This is a genomic window from Bacillus sp. 103mf (assembly GCF_900116295.1).
Classification (GTDB): Bacteria; Bacillota; Bacilli; order Bacillales; family Bacillaceae_G; genus Bacillus_A; species Bacillus_A bruguierae.
The window spans coordinates 54,110-80,095 of sequence record NZ_FPAF01000008.1; the positions used below are offsets into that span (position 1 = coordinate 54,110).

The following is a 25,986-nucleotide window of genomic DNA, read 5'->3' on the forward strand; positions in this document are numbered from 1 at the left end:
AAAGGAAAATTTGTGTTCATAAAGTTGTATCTTTCTAGACACTCTACTTTGTGGTTAACGAAAGGTACGCTCCCTCTATCCCTTCTAATTCATTTACGAGATATTTGGATATCTTTTCCACAGCCGGGGAGAAGACGATCTCCTCGTGCGACCCAGGCACCGAATACTTATTCACTTTCCCCCGTAACCACGGCTTCCAATCCGTGAACAACTCTCTGCCTTCTTCGGCACTGAAGTAGATGACGTCCCCAAAATATGGCGTTAAAACATGCTCTGCCATTAAATTTAGACACTTCCTGTGAGCATTGATAATTTGCTTCAAATTCGTAAGATCTGCATCAAACGGGAGCACTCCTTCCAAAATTAATTGCTCAACAAGCATGTCCTGTTGATGAACGAGCTCTTCTTCCTGATCCACTAGCTCTAAATGGATGAAATGCTCCAATATATAAGATAGCATTTTATCCTCTGTCTTGTAATCCTTTTCTGAAGGCACCTTAGTATCCATTAGTACCAACACCTCAACTTCTTCTCCCTGGTTCCGTAGTATAGTTGCGATTTCATAGGCGATGGCACCGCCCAGAGACCATCCTCCCAGACGATACGGCCCCTCTGGCTGAACTCGCTTCATTTCCTCGATGTAGAGTTGAACTACTTCCAACAAAGTCAACCCGTCCATTCCTTCTTTCTCTACGAGAGGATTCTGTAAACCATAAAATGAGCAGTGATCCTTGAGTAGCCTTGCTAGCTGAATGTAACAGAATACATTACCCATAAACGGATGAACACAGAAGAAAGGCCTTTTCTCTGATTCTTGTAATGGAATCAGAACCGATAACGATTTTTCCATACCATGATTGTCACGGATGAGACAAGCGATCCCTTCCACTGTCGGGTTCTCAATCAGTGCGGACACCTTAATCTCTTTTCCAAATTTCTCTCTGACCTTTGAAATCAATTTGATTACTAGGAGAGAGTGCCCCCCTCTATCGAAGAAATCATCGTTTACATGGACATCTTCTATCTGTAGCACATCCTGCCAGATTGTAATCAGCTGATACTCGATTTCATCCCGTGGGACGATTGGTGTAGAAAAGGTACTTTCTCTTTGAACCGTTAAGCTGTTCAGTGCCTTTCGATCAACCTTCCCATTTGTTGTAAGCGGAATCGCTTCTACCTCAATAAAGTGTGCAGGAACCATATAATTCGGTACTTGTCTCTTGAGATGTTCACGCCATTCATGCATACTTCCTTCACCCACCACATAGGCAACCAATCTCTGATCTCCTGGTTGGTCCTCTCTTATCAAGACTACTGCTTCTTTCACCGATGGATGACTTTCTAATTTCGCTTCAATCTCTCCAAGCTCAATCCGGAAGCCTCGAATTTTCACTTGATTATCGATTCTTCCCAGATAATCCAAATGGCCATCAGCTAAATAGCGGACTAGATCTCCCGTCCGGTATAACCGTTCCCCTTCATTAAATGGATGAGGAATAAAACGTTCGGACGTTAACTCTGGACGATTCAAGTATCCTCTCGCTAAGCCTGCCCCGCCAATATAAAGTTCACCCGTTACACCAATTGGAACAGGTAGCAAATTCCCATCCAATACATAGGCTTGAACGTTCGGCAACGGACGACCAATGGTTACTCTTTTACTGTCTTTTTTGATACGATAGCATGTCGCATCAACAGTACATTCTGTAGGACCATACACGTTATAAAAATGGATCTTGTCAGCCTTTACTAATTGTTCCCACAGTGACGGCACAATTGCTTCGCCACCGACCAGTACCTTGCTTGGAACATGAACACTATCGTTTGTTTCTAACAACCCCTCATCTATGAGTAATTGGAGTAGTGAAGGTGTTATATCGAACATTTCCAACTTATTCTCCCGAATATAAGATACAAACTGTTGAGGATCACTGCGAACTTCGTTTGAAATAATATACAAACTAGAACCATACAAAAGCATTTGTAATTGTTTAACGGATGAATCAAAGGCGATTGAGGCATTTAGACCAACACGCATGTTAACAGGTGTCCGATGTAAAAAAACCTCTTTTTGTAAACCATAGGATAAATTTAATACCGAATGATGCTGCACCAAAACCCCTTTTGGATTCCCGGTCGAACCTGAAGTGTAGATAACATACGCCAAGTTTTCTCCTGTCACTTTACATATTGGTGAAAGGGTGTTTTCTTGCGAAATCATTGCTTGATCCCGATCCAAACAAACTGTTTCAACTTCTTCAGGTATCCAACCTTGTGATACTTCATTCGTAACCAATATTTGAATTCCTGTGTCCTCCAGAATATATCGTAGGTGACTTTCTGGATACGATGGATCCAACGGAACATAGGCTGATCCAGCTTTCAAGATTCCCATGAGACCGACAATCATCTCAACTGAACGTTGGGAACAAAGCCCGACCAATGACTCCGTCCCAACTCCACATTTCTGAAGATAATGGGCCAATTGGTTTGCCTTCTCATTCAGCTCTCGATACGTCAACTGCTGATTTTCATCCACTACTGCCACCGCATCAGGTGTACGATCCACTTGATCTTCAAACAGTTTGTGGATCACACTCTCACGTGGATACGCTGCTCCATTATCATTCCATTCTTCCAGTAGTTGTTTCTGTTCTATTTCCGTAACATACACCAGCTCCGACAGAGTTTGATCAACGTTCTCGATCATTTGCTTTAACACCTGGCTTAAATGACCCAGCATCCTTTCAATGGTGAGGCCATTAAATTTGCTACGATCATACTTCAACTTTAACAACAACTGGCTTTCTGGAACAACTGTCAATCCTAATGGATAATGAGTTTGCTCTACTCCTTCCAAGTCACCAATTTCTAGATTTCCTGAAGACTCCTCTTTCACTGGGTAATTTTCAAACACATACAAACTATGGAACAGCGGAGTTCCTCTAGGAACTTCACTCCATCCTTGAATCTCCGTCAAAGAAGCATATTCATATTGTCTTCTTTCTATCTCTTCCTCTTGTATCTTCTGCAACCAATCCATTACTTTTATATCATCTATCAACTGAATTCGCGTCGGTGATGTGGTAATAAAAGGACCTACAATGTTTTCAACATCAATAATCTCCGTAGGGCGTCCTGAGCTAGTTACACCATAGACAATGTCATCTTCTCCGCTATACCGGCTCATGAGATACGCCCACGCACCTTGAATTACCGTATTCAAAGTGAGCCTATTGCGCTTCGCCCAGTTTTGTAACGCTTGGGTTTGCTCTTCTGATAAATAAGTTACCTTCTCTGTGTAACCTTTTTCTTGCTCCTTACTTTCTAAGCCAAGCAGGGTTGGCGCTGTAAAGCCTCTGAGTTTCTCTCTCCAGAATTTTTCCGCTTGCTCCTGATCCTGCTCTTTCAGCCACTGAATATACTTCTTGTATGGCGGTGACTTAGGTAAATCCACAGCCTCTCCTTTCATCCTCTTCTGGTACACTGTAAGCAATTCGTTAAATACCAGTGGCAGGCTCCATCCATCCAACAAAATATGGTGATGCGTCCAAACAATCCGATATTCTTCCTCCGCTTCTTGAATGACAGTCACCCGCATCAATGGCGCTTCATCAAAAAGAAAGGCTTGTTTTCGATCCGATGCCAAAAAGGCTTTTCGTTTCTCTTCTTTTTCCTCATCAGACAACGTACGCCAATCCACTTCATTCAGCTTAAATGGGATATGTTCATACACCACTTGTAAGGGCTCTTCAATCTCATCCCACACAAATGCTGAACGAAAGATCTCATGCCGCTGAATCACCGATTTCCACGCCTGCTCAAATGTAAGGATATCCAATTTCCCTCTAAGCAGGAAATTTAATTGCACCATATACGGCGCTGCATGTTCATCCCCTTGATCATGCAGCGTATGAAAGAGCATGCCTTCCTGCAAAGGTGATAGTGGATACAGGTCGGTAATCGGTTGATTCTTTCCACGATTCATCTTAGATAGTACTTTGTTTAAATCTGCTTGGGTGAGATTTGCCATCGCAAAATCCGAAATGGTCAGCGCAGATTCTCCATCCGAAGAGTAAATCAATCTACTCAGTTGATGGAGCATATTCTCTGCAACACTTTGAATGGTTGACTTCGCAAACTGTCCAACATTGTACACCCAAGTGAACTGAAGTTTTCCATCGGTTACAATTCCGATTATATCGATTAAATGTGATCGCTTGGAACCAGGAGCATGGTCTAAGCGCGTAAATCCGGTCTCCGGAACAACCATCGCATCGTCAGAGAACATTTGGTCAAATTGTCCAAGATAGTTAAAACTAATGGACGGTGTAGGCTGAGACTCCAACCGCTCATGCATCGCTGGATTCAAGTACCGCAAAATCCCATAGTCAACGCCCTTATTAGGAATTTGGCGCACTTGTTCTTTGACTGCTTTTAATGCTGCAATTGGCGTGTTGGCATCTGTAATATTTAAGTGAACAGGATAAATACTTGTAAACCATCCCACGGTTCTCGATAGGTCAATGTCTTCAATAATCTCTTCTCGACCATGACCCTCCAGATCCACGGTCAGCGTCGATTGACCTGTCCATGCTGCCGTAGCCTGTACCAATGCTGCCAATAGTACTTCATTGATTTGGACACGATGGGTGCTTGAAATCTCTTGCAATAACGCACAGGTCTCTTTCTCATCCAGCACCACGGTAATCTCCTCAGTTGCTGTGTTTGTTGGATCTTCGAGGGTGGCATCCACTGGTAGCATAGCCACTTCTTGTTCGAACTGCCGCTCCCAGTAATCACACACTTCTTGCGCAATCCCAGCTTCAGCGTAATGATGCAATTTCTCCGACCACGCTTTAAAGGATGTGCTCTTCATAGGTAATTGGATCTTCTGATCCTGGCTCGCTTGATTATACGCCGTTTGTAGATCCTCCAATAAAATCCGCCAAGAGACACCATCCACTACTAAGTGATGAATCACCCAGAATAATCGACCGGCTCTTTTCTCACCTTCATCAAAATACACCATTCTCATTAGCGGTCCTGCGTGTAAGTGTAAGCTTGCTTGTGCAGCGTCAATCTCCGTTTGAATCACTTGATGCCATTCTGTTTGCGGCACTTCGTCTAATGAAATCACGGTCAGTGTCGATTGTTCTTCGATCCCTTCGTTCCGCTGTTTCCAAGCTCCATCCGGTAAACCTTCATATCTTAAACGCAAAGCATCATGATGGATTAGAAGGGTACGCACAGCTTTTTCCAGTAATATTATATCCAATCGCTCTTTTGTTCTAAAAAACATGGATTGATTCCAATGGTGTGGGTTAGGATGATCTTGTGCAAAAAACCATTGCTGGATTGGTGTAAGGATCAGTTCTCCAGTTACAACTCCCTGCTCTGCTTGTACACCCTGTTCTTCCTTGACTACTTGCGCCAACTCGGCAATCGTTTGGTGTTCAAACATTTGCTTTGGTGTCAAATGCAAACCTGCTTGCTTCGCACGAGAGACAATCTGAATGCTGAGAATCGAGTCTCCACCAATTTCAAAGAAGTTATCATGGATTCCCACCTTTTTAATCCCTAATACTTGCTTCCAAATGATAGCCAGTGTTTCTTCTTTACCATTCCGGGGTGCCACACATTCACTTTCGATTTTCTTCTCCTCCGGTACAGGCAAGGCCTCACGATCAACTTTACCGTTAGCAGTTAGTGGAATAGCTTCCATCATCACAAATCCGGAAGGAACCATATGGCTTGGTAGTTCCGCCTTGAGATAATCTCTCCACTCACCTACATTCCCATCACCCACGACATATGCCACCAATCGCTTATCACCCGGCTGATCTTCTCGAACAATTACAACAGCCTCTTTTACGGATGCATGTGCGTTTAAAGCAGATTCAATTTCCCCGAGCTCAATTCGGAAACCACGGATTTTCACCTGGTGATCAATCCGCAAAAAACAAACCAGATTTCCATCCGGCAAGTATCTCGCTAAGTCTCCTGTCCGATATAATCGCGCTCCCGGGTCACTACTAAATGGATGAGAAATGAAACGTTCTGCAGTCAATTCGGGTCTGTTTAAATACCCACGTGCGAGTCCCGCTCCACCAATATATAGTTCACCAGCTACGCCAATAGGCACAGGCTGTTGACAATTGTCTAGCACATACACTTCTAAATCTGGAATCCGCTTTCCGATATTACTTCTTGAAGAATGCTTTACATCATCTTGAGTAATTGGATAATACGTAACATGAACGGTAGTTTCGGTAATTCCATACATATTGATTAGCTGCGGGTTCTGCTCTCCATACCTTTGAAACCATGGTAGCAAGCTGGTAGGATCGAGTGCTTCCCCACCAAATATGACATAGCGCAAATGCAAGTTTTTATTCTCATCTTCTTGTTCACACACTTGTATCAATTGTCGAAATGCGGATGGTGTCTGATTAAGAACCGTAACCTTTTCCTTTACTAACAGTTGATAGAAATCCTTGGGCGATCGACTGATCCAGTAAGGAACAACAACCAATCTTCCGCCATAGAGTAATGCTCCCCAAATTTCCCATACTGAGAAATCAAATGCATAAGAATGGAAAAGCGTCCAAGTATCTTTTTCATCAAACTGATACCAACATTCCGTTGATTTAAATAAACGAATCACATTGTGATGCTCTACCATAACTCCCTTCGGATTCCCTGTTGATCCCGAAGTATAGATTACATAAGCCAAGTTTTCTCCTGTCACTTCACATATTGGTGAAAGGGTGCTTTCTCGCGAGATCATCGCTTGATCCCGATCCAAACAAACTGCTTCGATTCCTTCCGGTATCCAACCTATTAATGCTTCGTTCGTGACCAATACTTGAATCCCTGTGTCCTCCAGAATATATCGTAGGCGGCTTTCTGGATACGATGGATCCAATGGAACATAAGCTGCCCCAGCTTTCAAGATCCCCATGAGACCGACAATCATCTCAACTGAACGCTGGAAGCAGAGACCGACCAATGACTCGGCCCCAATCCCACATTTCTGGAGATAATGGGCCAATTGGTTTGCTTTCTCATTCAGCTCTCGGTACGTCAACTGCTGATTTTCATCCACCACCGCCACCGTGTCAGGTGCACGATTCACTTGATCTTCAAACAGTTTATGGATCACACTCTCACCTGGATACGCTACAGCATTATCATTCCACTCTTCCAGTAATTGCTTCTCTAATTCCGAAAGCATCGTCAACTTCGTCAGTGATTTATCGGGATGTTCCACGATTTCCTTCAACCAGTTTTCAAAATGCTCAGCCATACGTCTGATCGTTACAATATCAAATAAATCATTCTTATAGTTAAAACAAAGGAATAAACCCTCTTCCACCTCTGCGGCGCTTAAACTCAAATCAAACTTGGCGATCGAAGCATGACTTTCCATCGCTTCTAAACTTCTTCCATGAAGCTCTGGAAGCTCTTGTTGCGTGTTTTGCAAGGTAAACATGGTTTGGAAGATCGGAGAATGACTTGTACTTCGCTCGGGTTGTATGACATCTACAATCTTTTCAAACGGAACATCTTGGTATTCATACGCCTTCAATGCTTTTGTCCGTACTTGAGACAACAACTCTTGGAATGTCGGTGCGCCACTCAGATCAGCCCGATAAACCAACGTGTTGACGAAGAAACCAATCAACCCTTCAATCTCGCGATAATTCCGGTTTGCAATCGGGCTTCCGACAAGAATATCCGATTGTCCTGTATAACGAGCGAGGAAGCTTTGATACGATGCCAGTAAAGTCATGAAGAGCGTCGACTCTTCTTGACGACTAAGTTCGTTCAGTTTGTCGCGTAACGAGCGTGATAACAACACAGTGTGTGTTGATCCACGATGGGTTTGCACCGCAGGACGAGGACGATCCATCGGCAACATTAAGACTGGTAACTCGCCAGATAGCTCTTCCTTCCAATATGCAAGTTGCTGATCAAGTACTTCTTCTTTCATCCATTCCCTTTGCCATTGGGCAAAGTCGGCATATTGAACCGGTAATGGTGCGAGTTCTGCTGGTTTTCCACCAACCGCTTCTTCATAGAATGCCATCCATTCTTGGAGCAAGATTTCCATCGACCAGCCATCCGAGATAATATGATGCATGGTACAAAGAAGAACCCATTCTTCTTCTGCGATTCGTACGATTTGCCCACGGATCAACGGACCTTGTCCTAAGTCAAATGGCGCTTCGGCTTCGTTTTGGATCCATTTTTCCATTACGCTTTCTCGCTCTTCGGAAGAAAGCGTAGTTAGATCTATTTGGGGAAGGAATCGGAAAGCATACGGTTGAATCTGCTGCACAGGATGACCATCCATTTCATGGAACACCGTTCGCAAAGATTCATGACGCTCTATCAGCTGATTCCATCCCGTCTCCAATGCTTCGGGTACCCAATTCCCTGTAAGACGGCATACCATCGGTATATTATAAAGTGCGCTATTAGGCGTGAATTGGTCGATGAACCACAGGCGCTGTTGGGCATAAGAGAGCGAAATGGCTTCTCCCCGTTCCATCGGCATAAGCGGTGGAATCTCTCGTTTTTTGTCTCCTTTACGCAATTGATCCAGTCGCTTCGCCAACGCCTCTACTGTTGAATGCTCAAACAGTTCACGTACTAGCAGTTCGATTTGTAATGCCTCTTTTAACCGAGATACAACTTGGGTAGCGAGCAACGAGTGGCCACCTCGATCGAAGAAGGAATCCTGGACACCAATATTTTCTATGCCTAGCACTTGACTCCATACCGATGCGACGAGCTCTTCCATCGGAGTTCGTGGGTATACAGTATTTTCAGTAGATGGTTCATCAGGTACAGGCAATGCTTTTAAGTCGAGTTTTCCATTCGGTGTGAGTGGTAAAAATGCCATCTCGACAAAGTGTGCCGGAACCATGTAATTCGGTAAATGTGTTTGCAGATGCTCCCGCCATTCATGAACACTTCCTTCACCAACTACATAAGCTACCAATCGTTTGTCTCCTGGATGATCCTCTCTTACCAGTACAACAGCTTCTTTTACAGACAAATGCGCCTGCAAAGTTGCTTCAACTTCTCCCAGTTCAATCCGGAAACCACGAATTTTTACTTGGTCATCCGTACGACCATTGAACTGGAGATCACCGTCAGGAAGATAACTTGCTTTGTCCCCAGTACAATAGAGACGTTTCCCTGACTCAAACGGATGCGGAATAAATTTTTCCTCTGTGAGTTCCGGACGATTGACATAGCCACGAGCAAGGCTCTTTCCTCCGATATAGAGATCTCCAATCACACCCACTGGCACCGGCTGAAGGTGAGGATCTAATACATATACTTCTGTATTCGCAATCGGTCGACCAATCGACGGAGTACCTGTTGTCATTCCTACAGGCACGTAACAATCAGTGGTAACGACGGTATTTTCCGATGGACCATACTGATTAATCACCGCAAAAGGGATTTGTTCAGATGGATACTGTGTTAACTGATCTCCTCCCGTAATGATAAAACGGAGATCCGTCTTCTCTGGCCAAGATAATTTCAAGAGTCTTTCCAGAATAGGTGTAGGGGCAAAGCTAGCCGTGATCCGTGAATCAATGAGCCAATCTCGTAGAGCCTCTGGATTGATTCGCAACTCTTCTGTCGACAAGTATAGTGCTGCACCAGCAGTGAGATAAGGCCAAATCTCTTGAACGGCTGAGTCAAAGGCAATCCCCGCAATTTGAGTCGCACGATCCTGTTCTGTAATTTGGTATACCGCTTGATGCCAATAGACCATATTCATCAATGAACGATATTCGACCATGACACCCTTTGGCTTTCCTGTGGAACCAGAGGTGTAAACGATATAAGCTAAGTGCTCCGGTTTCACTTGCCGCTTCGGTGCGATCACACTTTCATCTATTATTTCTTCTAATCTCACCGTTTCGACCTGTTCGGAAAGGCTTTCTTGCGCTGCTGTCGTCACTACGATTTGGATCCCTGCATCTTCAATCATGTATTGTAACCGTGATTTCGGATACAACGGATCTAGAACGACATAGGCCCCGCCAGCTTTTAATATGCCAAGTAAACTTGCCATGAGCTCAGCCGATCTTGGGAGGTAGACACCCACAACTGATTCAGGAACAACCCCTTTTTTCTGCAAAACATGTGCCAACTGATTTGCCCTCGCATCCAGTTCACCGTAGGTCCACTCTCTCATTTGATCGACCACTGCAATCGCATCGGGACATCGTGCTACTTTGTCCTCAAATCTATCGCAAATAAGACCCTCTTGGGACATTTCCATTGCAGTGTCATTCCATGTCTCTAATAACAAATCACGCTCAAATTCGGAGAGCATACTCAAACTATTCAACGGTTTTTGTGGATGATGAGAAACTTCATGTAGCCAGTTTTCAAAATGTCCTGCCATTCGTTCGATGGTTGTAACATCAAATAAATCCTTATTGTATTCAAAAGAGAAAATTAATCCTTCTTCTGCCTCGGCTGCCATTACACTTAAATCAAATTTTGCGATCGAATTATGGCTTTCTATCATTTCGATTCTTCTACCAGACAACACTGGAAGCTCTTGTTTCATATTTTGTAAGATAAACATCGTCTGGAAGATCGGAGAATGACTTGTACTCCGCTCAGGTTGCACAACTTCTACAATTTTTTCAAATGGAATATCTTGATATTCATATGCTTTCAGTGCCTTTTGACGCACCTGAGACAACAACTCTTGGAATGTCGGTGCGCCACTCAGATCAGCCCGATAAACCAACGTGTTCACGAAGAAACCGATTAATCCTTCAATCTCTCTGTAATTACGATTCGCAATTGGACTTCCGACGAGAATATCTTCTTGTCCTGTATAACGAGAAAGGAAGCTTTGATACGCAGCCAACAGGGTCATAAAGAGCGTCGACCCTTCTTGACGACTGAGTTCGTTCAGTTTGTCGCGTAACGAACGTGACAGCAACACAGTGTGTGTCGATCCGCGATGAGTTTGCACCGCAGGACGCGGGTGATCCGTCGGCAGTTGTAGCACAGGAAGCTCACCAAACAATTCTTCCTGCCAATAGTTGAGTTGCTGTTCAAGCACTTCTTCCCTCAACCATCCCTTTTGCCACTGAGCAAAGTCCGCATATTGAACCGGTAATGGTTCAAGCTCTGCTACCTTCTCATCCGTTGCTTCCTCATAGAAAGCTATCCATTCTTCAAGTAGGACTCCCATCGACCATCCATCCGAAACGATATGATGCAGGGTGCAGAGGAGGATCCATTCCTCTTCTCCCACTCGCAAGACGATTGTCCGAATCAGTGGGCCCTCTTCTAAGTCAAATGGCACTTCTGTTTCTTGCTGAATTAAACGTTTAACTTCTGCGTCTCGCTCTTCCGGAGAAAGCACAGTTAAATCCATTTGGGGAAGAGACCGGAAAACATACGGCTGAATCTGCTGCACAGGATGACCATCCACTTCATGAAACACCGTCCGCAATGATTCATGACGCTCTATCAGCTGATTCCATCCCGTCTCCAATGCTTCGGGTACCCAATTCCCTGTAAGACGGCATACCATTGGCATATTATAAAGTGCACTATTGGGCGTGAATTGGTCGATGAACCACAAGCGCTGTTGTGCATAAGAGAGCGGAATGACTTCTCCTCGTTCCATCGGCATAAGCGGTGGAATCTCTCGTTTTTTGTCTCCTTTACGCAACTGATCCAGTCGCTTCGCCAGTTCCTCCACCGTTGAATACTCAAACAGTTCACGCACCGGTAGTTCGATTTGGAAGACTTCTTGTAAACGTGAGACAACTTGAGTAGCGAGTAGCGAGTGGCCACCAAGTTCGAAGAAGGAATCCTGAACACCAATATTTCCTATACCTAGCACTTGACTCCATACCGAAGCGATGAGCTCTTCCACTGGTGTTCGCGGTGAGACAATATTTACGCTCATGGGCTGTCCATCCAATGCCAGTAAGGCTTTGCGATCGATTTTGCCATTCGGAGTGAGTGGCATCACTTCCATCTCGACAAAGTATGCCGGAACCATGTAATTTGGTAATTGCGTCTTGAGGTGCTCGCGCCATTCTCCAGTGTTTCCTTCACCCACCACATAAGCTACTAACCGCTTGTCTCCAGGATGATCTTCCTTCACCAACACTACAGCCTCTTTCACAGATGAATGATCGTGTAGGACCGCTTCAATCTCTCCCAGCTCAATCCGGAATCCTCTGATTTTCACTTGGTTATCTATTCTTCCGATATACTCCACGTTGCGATCATTCAGATACCTCACCAGGTCCCCCGTCCGATAGAGCCGTTCCCCTTCCTTAAATGGATGCGGAATAAAACGTTCGGCAGTTAACTCTGGACGATTGAAGTAACCACGTGCCAAACCTATACCACCAAGGTAAAGTTCCCCAGCCACACCTATCGGTACCACCTGTTGGCCTTGATCTAGCACATACAATTCGGTATTATCAATCGGACGACCAATCGGAATAAGCAACGGTTCTTTTTCTAAATCACAATCATAGTAAGTGACATCTACAGTCGCTTCTGTAGGACCATACAAGTTGCTTAACTTCGTTTGCTGAAAATCATAAAACACACCCTTAAACCGGCGAACCTGTTCGGTATTTAACGCTTCTCCACTGGTGAAAACCTGACATAAAGACGATACGTCCTTTTTCGCTTTAGATTGTTCCATATAATCCAAGAAAGTAGATAACATCGACGGAACAAAGTGCATCGTAGTCACGCGATATCGCTCAATACACTCCTCAATCATTGCAGGATCCTTCTCGCCACCCGGTGGAAGTAAACAAACACGTGCTCCTACAAATGACCACCAAAATAATTCCCAGACAGAGACATCAAACGAAAACGGCGTTTTTTGAAGAATCGTATCCTGTTCAGATAATGGATAGTTTTTTTGCATCCACTGTAAACGGTTGATAACCGAGTGGTGTTCAATCATCACTCCCTTCGGATTCCCTGTCGAACCCGAAGTGTAAATGATATACGCCAAGTTGTTTGCTGTCACTCCGCTCACTGGCGCCAAGCTACTCTCTTTAGAAATCGCCGCTTGATCTCGATCCAAACAAATCGCTTGGATGCCTTCAGGCAACCAACCCTGTAACGCTTCCTTTGTTAAAAGCACTTGGATCTGCGAGTTCTCTAAAATGTATCTCAGGCGATTTTCAGGATAACTCGGATCCAGTGGGACATAAGCCCCACCCGCTTTGAGAATCCCTAAGAGACCAATAATCATTTCGGGTGAACGCTCGACACATATACCGACCAATGACTCAGGTCCTATATCCCGTTTCTGTAAATAATGTGCCAATTGGTTCGCTTTCTCGTTGAGTTCTTGATACGTCAGCTGTCCACCTTCATACACTACCGCCACCGCTTCAGGTGTACGCGCAACCTGCTGCTCAAACATTTCGTGAATCATGCTCTCATGTGAATAAACTACGTCAGTGTCATTCCATTCTTCCAAGAGCTGCTTCTGTTCTGTTTCCGATAGCATCGACAGCTTTGTAAATGATTCATCTGGATGATGAACAATTTCGTTCAACCAGTTTTCAAAATGCCCTGCCATACGTGCAATGGTTCTACTGTCAAATAAATCTGTATTGTATTCAAAAGAGACAAATAGACCTTCTTCCACCTCATAAGCGGTTAAACTCAAATCAAATTTCGCGATAGAAATATTACTTTCTATCATTTCCAAGCTTCTCCCAGACAGCTCTATTCGTTCTTGTTTTATATTCTGTAGCGTAAACATGGTCTGGAAGATGGGCGAATGACTCGTGCTCCGTTCAGGTTGTACAGTTTCTACCACTTTTTCAAACGGAATATCTTGATATTCATACGCTTTCAACGCCTTTTTCTTTATCTGAGACAAAATCTCCCGGAACGTCGGATTTCCACTGAGATCCGCCCGATAGACTAACGTATTAACAAAGAAGCCGATTAATCCCTCTACTCCTTTATGATTCCGATTCGCAATCGGACTTCCGACAAGAATATCTTCTTGCCCCGTATAACGAGCAAGAAAGCTCTGATATGCAGCCATTAAGGTCATGAATAAGGTAGATCCTTCTCGTCGACTTAAATCCTTCAATGAACTGAGTAGTGTGTGAGGAAGCATCACATGATACGTGTCCCCAGCATACGTTTGCGTAACCGGTCGAGGGCGATCCACTGGCAGTTGTAGTATGGGAAGCTCACCGGACAATTCTTCCTGCCAATACGTAAGTTGTCGATCTAGCACTTCACCCTGCAACCACTGCCTTTGCCATTTCGCAAAGTCTGCATATTGAATCGATAGCGAACTTAGTCCAGCAGGCTCCCCACTCATTTCTTCCTCATAGAAGGCCAGCAATTCATTGATCAATATGCCGATGGACCACGCATCAGAAATAATATGATGCATGGTACATAGCAATAACCATTCCTCTTTCCCTAATTGAACCAGTTGATTACGAATCAAAGGGCCATTCATTAAATCAAACGGATCCTGCGTTTCCCTAGCAATCAAACTCTCTATCTCTTTTTCCTTTACTTCCAGAGGAAAGTGAGAATAATCCTCTACAGGTAGTTTTCTAGGAAGGAATTCCACAATATGTTGCACAGGTTGGTCTCCTACTTCCTTAAAAACGGTGCGTAATGATTCATGACGCTCAATGAGTCGATTTAATCCCTTTTCCAATGCTTCAGGTATCCAATTTCCTTTTAGACGCCATACTGTCGGAATATTATATAATGAACTGTTTGGGTTAAATCGATCCATAAACCACAAACGTTGTTGTGCATAGGACAACGGAAGCGCTTCTTTATTCTCCTTTTTCTGCATCTGCTTCTGAAGCCACGCTCTCTTCTCAGGAGAAAGCGAATTCAACTTTGCAAGTAAATCACTTCTCATTTTCTCACACCTTCCTCAACCAAGTTTCTCTCGAATATATCTTGCGCTTCTTCCTCTGATAACTCTTCCAATTGCTTAAGAAGTTCAAGTAACTCTTCATCATTACTCGCTGCTGCTTCATTTTGAATATAGTCTTGAAAACTTACATTCTCCTTACTATCATTCTGCGCTTGCTCATTTCCACTACAGCGCAACTGATTAACCCGTTCTGCCAATTCCTGCACGGTAGTATACGTAAATAAATCATGCAGTGGTAACTCAATTCCAAAGGTTTCATTCAGATTAGAAACAGCTTGTGTAGCGAGTAATGAATGGCCACCTAGTTCAAAAAACGAATCATGAATCCCGATATTTTCAGTGCCTAAAATTTGATGCCATATCGAAACAATCGCTTCTTCTGTAGGTGTACGAGGGGCAACATAACCACCCTCTGCTTCCTTGCGCTCTGGTGCAGGTAAGGCTTTCCGATCGATTTTCCCATTTGTGGTGAGTGGGAATGCTGTCAATTCGACAAAGTGTGCCGGAACCATGTAATTTGGTAACTGGGTCTTGAGATAATCACGCCACGCATAAGCATTTCCTTCTCCCACTACATAGGCAACCAAACGCTGATCACCCGGATGATCTTCGCGTACCATCACAACGACTTCGTTAACCGATGAATGACTTTGTAACGTCGCTTCAATCTCCCCTAGCTCAATCCGGAATCCACGGATCTTCACTTGATGATCGATCCGACCGAGATAATCCAAATTCCCGTCCGGTAGATATCTCACAAGATCTCCCGTCCGATATACTCGCTCCCCTTCTTTAAATGGATGCGGGATAAAACGCTCGTTTGTTAAGTCAGGGCGGTTTAAGTAGCCACGTGCCAAGCCTGATCCCCCAATGTAAAGCTCACCCACTACACCAATCGGGACCATTTGCTGGTTTGCACTGAGTACATATACTTCTGTGTTAGAGATAGGTCTACCGATCGGTGGTACCTTGTGCATGACGCCCTTTTCTAGCTTCATATACGTTGAATAAGTAGTATCTTCGGATGGACCGTATAGGTTGTACACCTTTTCAATCGGACTTCTCTCATACAAGTGCTGGACCAGTGACTGTGGCAACGGTTCTCCAGCCAAATTCATCACTTTTACCGAAGAAGGAATCATCATTGCTCGAACCAATTCCTTCGCTGCTGATGGCACAGTATTGACTAAAGTCACATCCTTCGTAGACAACTTGTCCAGATGAAGGGCACTTTCAGCGACAATCACCTTACCCCCCCTCGTCAAAGGAACAAATACTTCAAAAACCGATAGATCAAAAGATAGTGAAGTTGATGCCAGCACTCCCGCTAATTCCTGTCGGGAATAGGTTTGATGTGCCCAATGGATCATCGCCAACGTACTCCGATGCTCAATCATCACTCCCTTAGGATTACCAGTGGACCCTGAGGTATAAATGATATAAGCTAAATTATCGCTTGTCACTTCACTCGTACATGCTGTCGTTACTTCCTGTTCGATCGCTGCTCGATCACGATCGATACAAATCATGTCAACCGATTCAGGTAACGTCATTTTTTGCTGCAACTTTTCCTGTGTCACCAGTACTTCGATATGAGCATCCGCTAAAATATACCGTATCCGACTCTCAGGATACGCAGGATCAATCGGAACATACGCTCCTCCTGCTTTCATGATTCCTAAGAGACCGACAATCATCTCGGATGAACGTGTAACGCTGATCCCAACCAATGATTCGCATCCCACACCCCTCTTCTGGAGATAATGGGCCAACTGATTAGAGCGTTCGTTCAGTTCTCGATACGTTAACTCCTCAGCTTCGCACACTACCGCGATTGTATCTGGCGTTTTCTCCACTTGTTCCTCAAACAATGTATGAATCGTGCTTTCACGTATGGCCACGACACCTGTGTCATTCCATTCCTCTAGTAACCTCTTATATTCTGCTTTCGATAACATATTCAGCTTTGATAGTGAATCTATTGGGTGAGTTACAATTTCATATAACCAATGTTCAAAATGGCCTGCCATTCGTTCAATGGTTGCAGCATTAAACAAATCGGTATTATATTCAAAGGTTAGCAATAACCCTTCTTCCGTCTCCGATGCAAATAAACTCAAATCAAATTTGGCAACCGAAGTATGACTTTCCATCAGCTCCATGTTTCTTTCAGGTAGCTGAGGTAACTCTTGTTTCGTATTCTGTAAGGTAAACATGGTTTGGAAAATCGGCGAATGACTGGTATTCCGTTCAGGTTTTACAGCTTCTACCACTTTCTCAAACGGAATGTCCTGATACTCGTATGTTTTTAGTGCTTTTTTTCGTATCTGCGACAGAAGTTCTTGGAACGTCGGATCTCCACTGAAATCAGCTCGATAAACCAACGTATTTGCAAAGAAACCTATTAATCCTTCAATCTCTTTAACATTCCGGTTCGCAATCGGGCTTCCAACCAAGATGTCGTCTTGTCCTGTATAACGAGCAAGGAAACTTTGATACGCCGCCATCAAGGTCATAAATAAAGTGGATCCTTCTTGTAGACTTAATTCCTTGAGCTTTTCCCGTAAGGAATTCGCCACCATCAGAGACTGACTTGCACCACGGTGGGTTTGAACAGCAGGTCGAGGATGATCCATCGGTAATTGCAAGACCGGTAACTCACCAGCCAATTCTTCCTTCCAATATTGAAGGTGCTGATCAAGATTCTCTTCTTTTTGCCATTCTTTTTGCCACAGGGCAAAGTCCGCATATTGAACAGGTAACTCCTTCAGTTCAACTGGTTTTCCACTTATCGCTCCTTCATAAAAAGCCATCCATTCTTCGAGTAAGATTCCCATTGACCACCCATCCGAAATAATATGATGCATCGTACAAAGGAGTACCCATTCCTCTTTGTCCACTTTCAAAATTCGTGTTCGAATCAAAGGACCTTGTCCCAAATGAAATGGTTCCTCTGCTTCGTTTTGAATAAGCCGTTTCATCTCTCTTTCTCTGTCTTCTAGAGAGAGATTTGTTAGATCCATTTGAGGGAGGGGGTTGAAAACATGCGACTGAACCTGTTGAACGGGTTCACCCTCTCGTTCTTGAATTACTGTCCGCAATGATTCATGACGTTCAATCAACTGATTCCATCCCGTCTCCAATGCTTCAAGTGACCATTTCCCTGTCAGTCGACATGCTGCATGAATATTGTACATCGCACTATTTGGCATTAATTGATCAATGAACCATAGGCGTTTCTGTGCGTAGGAAAGCGGAATAGATTCTTCCCGCGACATAGGTACAAGTGGTGGAATCTCTCGTTTTTTATCTCCTTTACACAACTGATCCAGTCGCTTCGCCAGTGCCTCCACCGTATCGTACTTGAAAAGTTCACGTAGCGGGATTTTGATCTGGAATGCTTCTTGTAATCGAGAGACGATTTGGGTAGCGAGTAATGAGTGCCCACCACGTTCAAAGAAAGAGTCCTGAATGCCGATATTTTCTATTCCTAACACTTGACTCCAAACTGAGGCGATGAGCTCTTCCGATGGTGTTCTTGGTAGGACGTTAAACTCTCCCATAGATTGTCCTTCCGGCGCTGGTAAGGCTTTTCGGTCGATTTTTCCATTCGGAGTAAGCGGGAAATATTCCAACTCTACAAGGTGTGCTGGAACCATGTAATTCGGTAATTGGTTCTGGAGATACTCTCGCCAATTTTGGATATTTCCATCGCTTATCACATAAGCTACCAATCGCTGATCGCCTGGGCGATCTTCTCTCACTAACACGACTGCCTCTTTAATAGACGAATGCCTTTCTAAAGTCGCTTCAATTTCTCCAAGCTCAATCCGAAAGCCACGCACTTTCACCTGATGGTCCATTCTTCCTATAAATTCTAAATTCCCATCAGTTAGATATCTTACTGAATCTCCAGTTCGATATAGCCGTTCTCCTAATTGAAACGGATGCGGAACGAATCTTTCAGCAGTAAGATCAGGTCGATTTAAGTAACCACGCGCTAAGCCTGCACCACCAATATACAACTCACCCTCTATCCCTATCGATTGCAAACGCTGATTCTGATCTAATACATACAGCTGGATATTTTGTATCGGATTACCAATAGAAACAAATTCTAGATGGGGTTGACAGTCAAATGCATTCACGTAAATGGTTGCTTCTGTTGGTCCATAAAAGTTGGTCAATTTAACTTGTCCGCTCTGATCCCAGTGTTGTTGAAATCGTCTAACCAACCCTGGACTAAGCTCTTCCCCACCTGAGAACACATGACGCACGGATGAACATTTCAGTTTCCAATCAATATGATTGAAATGATCTAAAAAAACAGATAGCATCGAAGGAACAAATTGGACAACGGTAACCCGATGCTTCTCTATCACTTCAGCTATTATAGAAGGATCCTTTTCTCCACCTGGAGGCAGGAAGGATACACATGCTCCTACACTAATACCCCAAAATAACTCCCACACAGATACATCAAATGAGAATGGTGTTTTCTGCAAGACCACATCCTTTTCAGAGAGTGGATATTGATGTTGCATCCATTCAAGATAATTGATCACCGAATGATGCTCAATCATCACTCCCTTTGGATTACCTGTAGATCCTGAAGTATACATAACGTATGCTAAATTTTTTCCTGCTACACTGCTTGTACATGCGATCGGTTCTTCCTGTTCAATCGCAATGCGATCTTGATCCATACAAATTGTTTCGATTTGTTCGGATATACCTATTTTTTCTAACTTTTCTTGCGTCACTAGTACTTCGATTCTAGCATCTTCTAATATATATCGTAGCCGATTCTCGGGATACGTAGGATCAAGTGGAACATAAGCTCCTCCTGACTTTAGAATCCCTAGCAACGCTATCATCATTTTTGGCGATCGTTCCATATATACACCGACTAATGACTCTGGACCCACACCACGCTTCTGTAAATAGTGAGCTAGCTGATTAGCACGCTCATTCAGCTCTCTATAGGTAAGTTTCTCATTTTCATAAATAACCGCAATCGCTTCTGGCGTTTTCTCCACTTGCTGCTCAAATAACGTATGAATCATGCTTTCAGATGAATATTCTACTTGGGTATCATTCCATTTCTCTAGCAGTTGTGTCCGCTCTTCCATTGTTAAATGGGTAATTTCGGATAGCTTTGAATCTGAGCTTTTTGTCATCTGAATTAATGTTTGCGATAGATGATCCTGAACCCGATGAATTGTCTCTTCATCAAAATGATGACGGTCATACATCAACTTCAAAGTAAATTCCTTACCTGGCATTGCAATGAGCGTCAAAGGATAATTTGTTTGTTCTGCACTTTGGACCTCTAGTAATCTTAAATCAGCATTGCGCTCTCCTTGGATCGGGTAATTTTCGAACACATACAAGGTATGAAATAAAGTACTGCTCCTTGGAACTTCACTCCAACCTTGAATATCGACCAACGAATTATACTCGTATTGTCTCCGTTCCATTTCTTTCATCTGTATCTTACGGAGCCAGTCTACTACTGATGTATCATTCTTTACATGAATTCGGGTAGGCAATGTGTTAATGAATAGACCAACCATTTGCTCTGCCCCTACTAATTCAGTAGGACGTCCGGAGCTAGTAACACCAAATACGATGTCGCTTTCACCGCTATACCGGCTCATCAAGTAAGCCCAGGCTCCTTGTACTAACGTATTTAATGTTAGCTGACTATTTCGCACCCACTCTTGTAAAGTCTCAGTCAGTTCCTCAGATAGCCGATAAGCGCTCTCTCCATAACCCTTCTCCTGCCCCTGGTCACTTCTTCCCATTGCTAATGGCGTAGGTGCATGAAATCCTTTTAATTCTTCTGTCCAAAATTTCTCTGCTTTACTTCGATCTTGTTTATTAATCCACTGGATATATTTTTTATAAGGAAGGGACTTAGGAAGATCAAACACTTCCTCCTTTATCATCTTGAGATAAACTTCCACCACTTCACTAAAGACTAAGGACACACTCCATCCATCCAACAAAATATGATGATGTGTCCAAATGATTCTCGTTTCTTCTTCTGCTTCTTTAATCGCGGTGATTCTCATCAACGGTGCTTCGTCTAACAAAAATCCTTCCCTACGATCGGCAGCCAAAAACTGGTATAATTTCTTTTCCCTCTCTTCACATGAAAGAGCGCTCCAGTCTTCTCGATGAATAGTAAAAGGAAGACGTTGATAAACAGCTTGCAATGGCTTTTCTACTTCCTCCCACACAAAAACAGAACGTAGAATCTCATGTCGGTGAATGACGTATTCCCAGGCCTTTTCGAAAGTAGCAACATCCAATCGACCACCGAGTAAGAAACCTACCTGTACAATGTAGGAAAAAGAATGCTCATCATCTTGATCATATAAAGTATGAAACAGTATCCCTTTTTGCAAAGGTGATAATCCGTATATATCGATAACTTCCCCCATCGTTACACCCTCTTCTTTGTTAATTTAAGTAATACCTTACTCAAGCTTTCTTCCGTAAGTGCCTCTGCATCAGCAAAGTCAGATACCGTAAAAGCAGACTCTGTCGTTGGTGGATTTATCAGTAGACGAAGTTGATTCAACATGGCATCTGCTATCGCTTTGATCGTCAATCTAGTAAACTGTTCTCTACTATACATCCAAACAAAATGTAACTTCCCATCTTTCACCATACCAACAACATCAATCATATGAGATGGTTTCGATTCTGGAGCATGGTCTAAGCACGTAAACCCTGTCTCCTGCATAAACAAAGATTCTTTAGAAAACACTTGATCAAATTGCCCCAAATAGTTAAAGCTTATTGATGGTTTTTGCTGTTGATAGAACGGAAGTAATTCTCTGCTCAAGTAGCGTAAAATGCCATAATCAATGCCCTGATTCGGAATTCGACGCAATTGCTCTTTCACAGCCTTTAATCCCTCAATAGGTGTTGTTGATCCCTGAAGATCAAGGTGAACGGGATAAATACTCGTGAACCAACCCACTGTCCGCGATAGATCAACGCCTTCAATTACCTCTTCTCTCCCATGTCCTTCCAAGTAAACAGAAACCTTATGCTGATTTGTACAGTCAGCTATAGCTTGTATTAATGCCGTCAATAGTACCTCGTTAATCCTTGTCTTATGAGTCATCGGAACTTCTTGTAACAACGCGTGGGTCTCTTCTGCTCCCAACGTCATCGTCACTTGATCAATCGATGCCTCTGTCGTTTCCTGTATAGGGTAGTCCATCGGAATCGTCATCACTTGTTTTTCTACCTGTTCATGCCAATAATCTTTTACTTCTTTTGAAAGATCTGACTCACTGTATGCCTGTAGTCGTTCTGACCATTCTTTAAAGGATGTACTTTTCGCAGGTAACTGAACCTTCTGACCTTGTTTCATCTGGTTGTATACGGCCTGTAAATCTTCCAATAGAATTCGCCATGATACCCCATCTACTACTAAATGATGAATCGTCCAGAATAATCGATCGTTCCCATTCGAACCGTCATCAAAGTACACGACTCTCATCAACGGCCCTGTAAGTAAATTGAAACTGGCTTGAGTGATATCCATCTCTTCTTGTATCACTTGATTCCACGCTTGTTGATCAGCATCGTTCCGCTTCACCACACGAAGTACAGACTGTTCATCGATTCCCTCATTTCTCTGCTTCCAGGTTGCATTTGGTAACTGTTCATACCGGAAACGTAAGGCATCATGATGTTTGAGTAAGGTTAATAGGGCTTCCTCTAGTAACTCCATATCCACTCTCTCTCTTACTCTTAAAAGCATCGATTGATTCCAATGTTGTGGACGCGGATGTTCTTGCTCGAAGAACCAATACTGAATTGGAGTAAGCGGTACCTCTCCCGTCACAACCCCCTGCTCTGCTTGTACTCCCTGATCTTCTTTGACAACTTGCGCCAACTCGGCAATCGTTGGGCATTCAAACATTTGCTTGGGTGTAAGTTTTAAACCCAATTGACTCGCTTGTGATATGATCTGAATGCTGAGAATCGAGTCCCCACCAATTTCAAAGAAGTTATCATGGATTCCCACCTTTTTAATCCCTAATACTTGCTTCCAAATGGTAGCCAGTGTTTCTTCGTTACCATTCCGCGGTGCCACACATTCACTTTCGATTTTCCTCTCCTCTGGTACAGGTAAGGCCTTACGATCAACTTTACCGTTAGCAGTGAGTGGAATAACTTCCATCATCACAAATCCGGAAGGAACCATATGGCTTGGTAGTTCCGCCTTGAGATAATCTCTCCACTCACCTACATTCCCATCACCCACGACATATGCCACCAATCGTTTATCACCCGGCTGATCTTCTCGAACAATTACAACAGACTCTTTTACGGATGCATGCGCGTTTAAAGCAGATTCAATTTCCCCGAGCTCAATTCGGAAACCACGGATCTTCACCTGGTGATCAATCCGTCCAAGATAATCCAGATTTCCATCCGGCAAGTATCTCGCTAAGTCTCCTGTCCGATATAATCGCGCTCCCGGGTCACTACTGAATGGATGAGGAATGAAACGTTCTGCAGTCAATTCGGGTCTGTTTAAATACCCACGTGCGAGTCCTTCTCCACCAATATATAGTTCACCCGATACGCCAATAGGCACAGGCTGTTGACAAGCGTCTAGCACATACACTTCTAAATCTGGAATCCGCTTTCCGATATTACTTCTTGAAGAATGCTTTACATCATCTTGAATAATTGGATAATACGTAACATGAACGGTAGTTTCTGTAATTCCATACATATTAATTAGCTGCGTGTTCTGCTCTCCATACCTTTGAAACCACGGTAGTAAGCTGGTAGGATCGAGTGCTTCCCCACCAAATATGACGTAGCGCAGATGCAAGTTTTTATTCTCATCTTCTTGTTCACACACCTGTATTAATTGTCGAAATGCAGATGGTGTCTGATTAAGAACCGTAACCTCTTCCTTTACTAACAGTTGATAGAAATCCTTGGGCGATCGACTGATCCAGTAAGGAACAACAACCAATTTTCCGCCATAGAGTAATGCTCCCCAAATTTCCCATACTGAGAAATCAAATGCATAAGAATGGAAAAGCGTCCAAGTATCTTTTTCATCAAACTGATACCAACATTCCGTTGATTTAAATAAACGAATCACATTGTGATGCTCTACCATAACTCCCTTCGGATTCCCTGTTGATCCCGAAGTATAGATTACGTAAGCGAGATGTTGAGAACTTACATCAGAAATCGGTAAAGCAGTACTTTCCTTCTCAATCTCAACTTGATCTCGATCAAGGCAAATCGATTTGATATTCTCTGGTAACCATTTCGATCCTTTTAAACTCTCTTGCGTTACGACTAATTGAATGCTAGCATCCTCTAAAATATACTGAAGTCGCTGCTCTGGATATGTTGGATCAAGTGGAACATAAGCTCCACCAGCCTTCAAAATCCCCAAAATACCTACAATCATTTCAAGAGAACGTTCAACACAAAGTCCAACCAATGAATCAGGTCCTACTCCTTTTTTCTGTAGATAGTGAGCTAACTGATTCGCACGTTCATTAAGCTCCCTATAAGTAATCCTCTCCTTTTCATACATAACTGCAATGGCATTGGGATGAATCGTCGCTTGCTGCTCAAACAACTCATGGATGGTTGCTTGAGGTGGAAAGTCAAGCTTAGGATTGTTGAACTCTACTAAACTTTTTCTTTTATCTTCTTCTGAAATGATTTCGATCTCAGCAACCTTTTGCTTCGGATTTTTAAATGTATTTTCCATTAATGCTAGCATGGTGTTAAAAAAGCGAATTATCTCTTCTTTGGAAAATAGCTCTTCACGATAATCAACATGTACTTGTAAAGAGTCTATATCAGTCAAATTTTCGATATGCACTGCAAAATCTTGCACTTCTTCACGATTTGGAATCCAAAGAGAGTCACCACTTTCAGCACGATCTCTATAATCAATCGTAGTTCCAAAAAGTCGAACATTGCTGTTATTCTCTTTATTAATCTGCTTTAATAACAAATCAAATGGATATTTCTGATGTCGTAATGATTTACTTTGTTTTCTGGACACTCGACCAATAAATGAGAGTACTTCTTCTTCAGGATCGATATCCATTCTTAGAGGAACTGTACTCACCATCATTCCAATTAATTCCCGCTCCATTTTAGTCATCCGATTGCCATAGGCCATTCCTAGGGCAATATCAAGCGATGAGGTCCATCGATACATCGACAACGAAAGCGCAGCAACAAAAAGAGTATATACACTATATTTGTATTCTTCAGAAAAATCTTCTATCTTTCCCTTAAAATATTCAGATAATATAAACGTTTTACGTGATGCTCCCGTACTAACTTGGTAAGCATTATAGGCTTTCAATCCCGTCACGGATGGAAGTGTTTTGAATTCCTCTAACCAGAAGTTTTGATCCTTTTGAAAACGACTGCTGTTCAAGTATGTCTGTTCATTGACTAGAAACTGAACATATGAGTTCCTAGGTATGCTCAGATCTGTCTCACTATGAAGCTCATGATAATATTTAGCAATCTGACTAGTAAAAATTTGGATTGATAAACCATCCATGATAATGTGATGGACATTGCCAAAGACGGCACACTCATTATCGCTTAATTTTATTAAAGCGAAATAGTATAAATCAGAATCAAATAATGTAAACGTCTCTTGCGCCTTCTGCTCAATCCATTTTTCCAGCAAATCTGAATCTCTCTCGGAACTGAAATCAAAGAAGTCAAATTCTCGTTCTTGATGTTTAACAAAATATTGCTCAGGTTCCTGATGTCCATTTTCTTTCAGCCTGATACACAAACTATCGTTTTCACTAATAACACGATTCATGGCTTGATTTAATAATGAATAATCCATTTTTCGATGGATCTTGAACAAGAATTTTAGATTACATATACCTTTACCTGAATAAATAACTTCTGTATACCATATTCTCCTCTGTGGATGACTTAAAAGATAACGCTCCTCATTGGACATAAAGAAA

General features: G+C 43.0%; 3 protein-coding genes. All 3 read right to left on the reverse strand.

Annotated features, from left to right (window positions below):
- Nucleotides 1–43 precede the first annotated feature (43 nt).
- From BM350_RS17370 to BM350_RS17380, 3 genes are read right to left on the reverse strand one after another with little or no spacing between them, the layout of a single operon-like run.
- Nucleotides 44–14,950 (reverse strand): non-ribosomal peptide synthetase, encoded by a 14,907-nt coding sequence (locus tag BM350_RS17370; RefSeq protein WP_090948282.1) that lies wholly within the window; start codon nt 14,948–14,950, stop codon nt 44–46.
- A complete protein-coding gene (locus tag BM350_RS17375) occupies nt 14,947–21,417 on the reverse strand; it encodes a non-ribosomal peptide synthetase (protein WP_090917034.1) in 6,471 nt (2,156 codons plus the stop codon). Before BM350_RS17375 ends, BM350_RS17370 begins: the two co-directional genes overlap by 4 nt.
- Before the next feature lie 2 nt (nt 21,418–21,419).
- Nucleotides 21,420–25,979 carry a non-ribosomal peptide synthetase gene (locus BM350_RS17380; protein ID WP_090948284.1) on the reverse strand — a complete coding sequence of 1,520 codons (4,560 nt, stop codon included), beginning with the start codon at nt 25,977–25,979 and terminating at the stop codon, nt 21,420–21,422.
- Between the last annotated feature and the right edge of the window lie 7 nt (nt 25,980–25,986).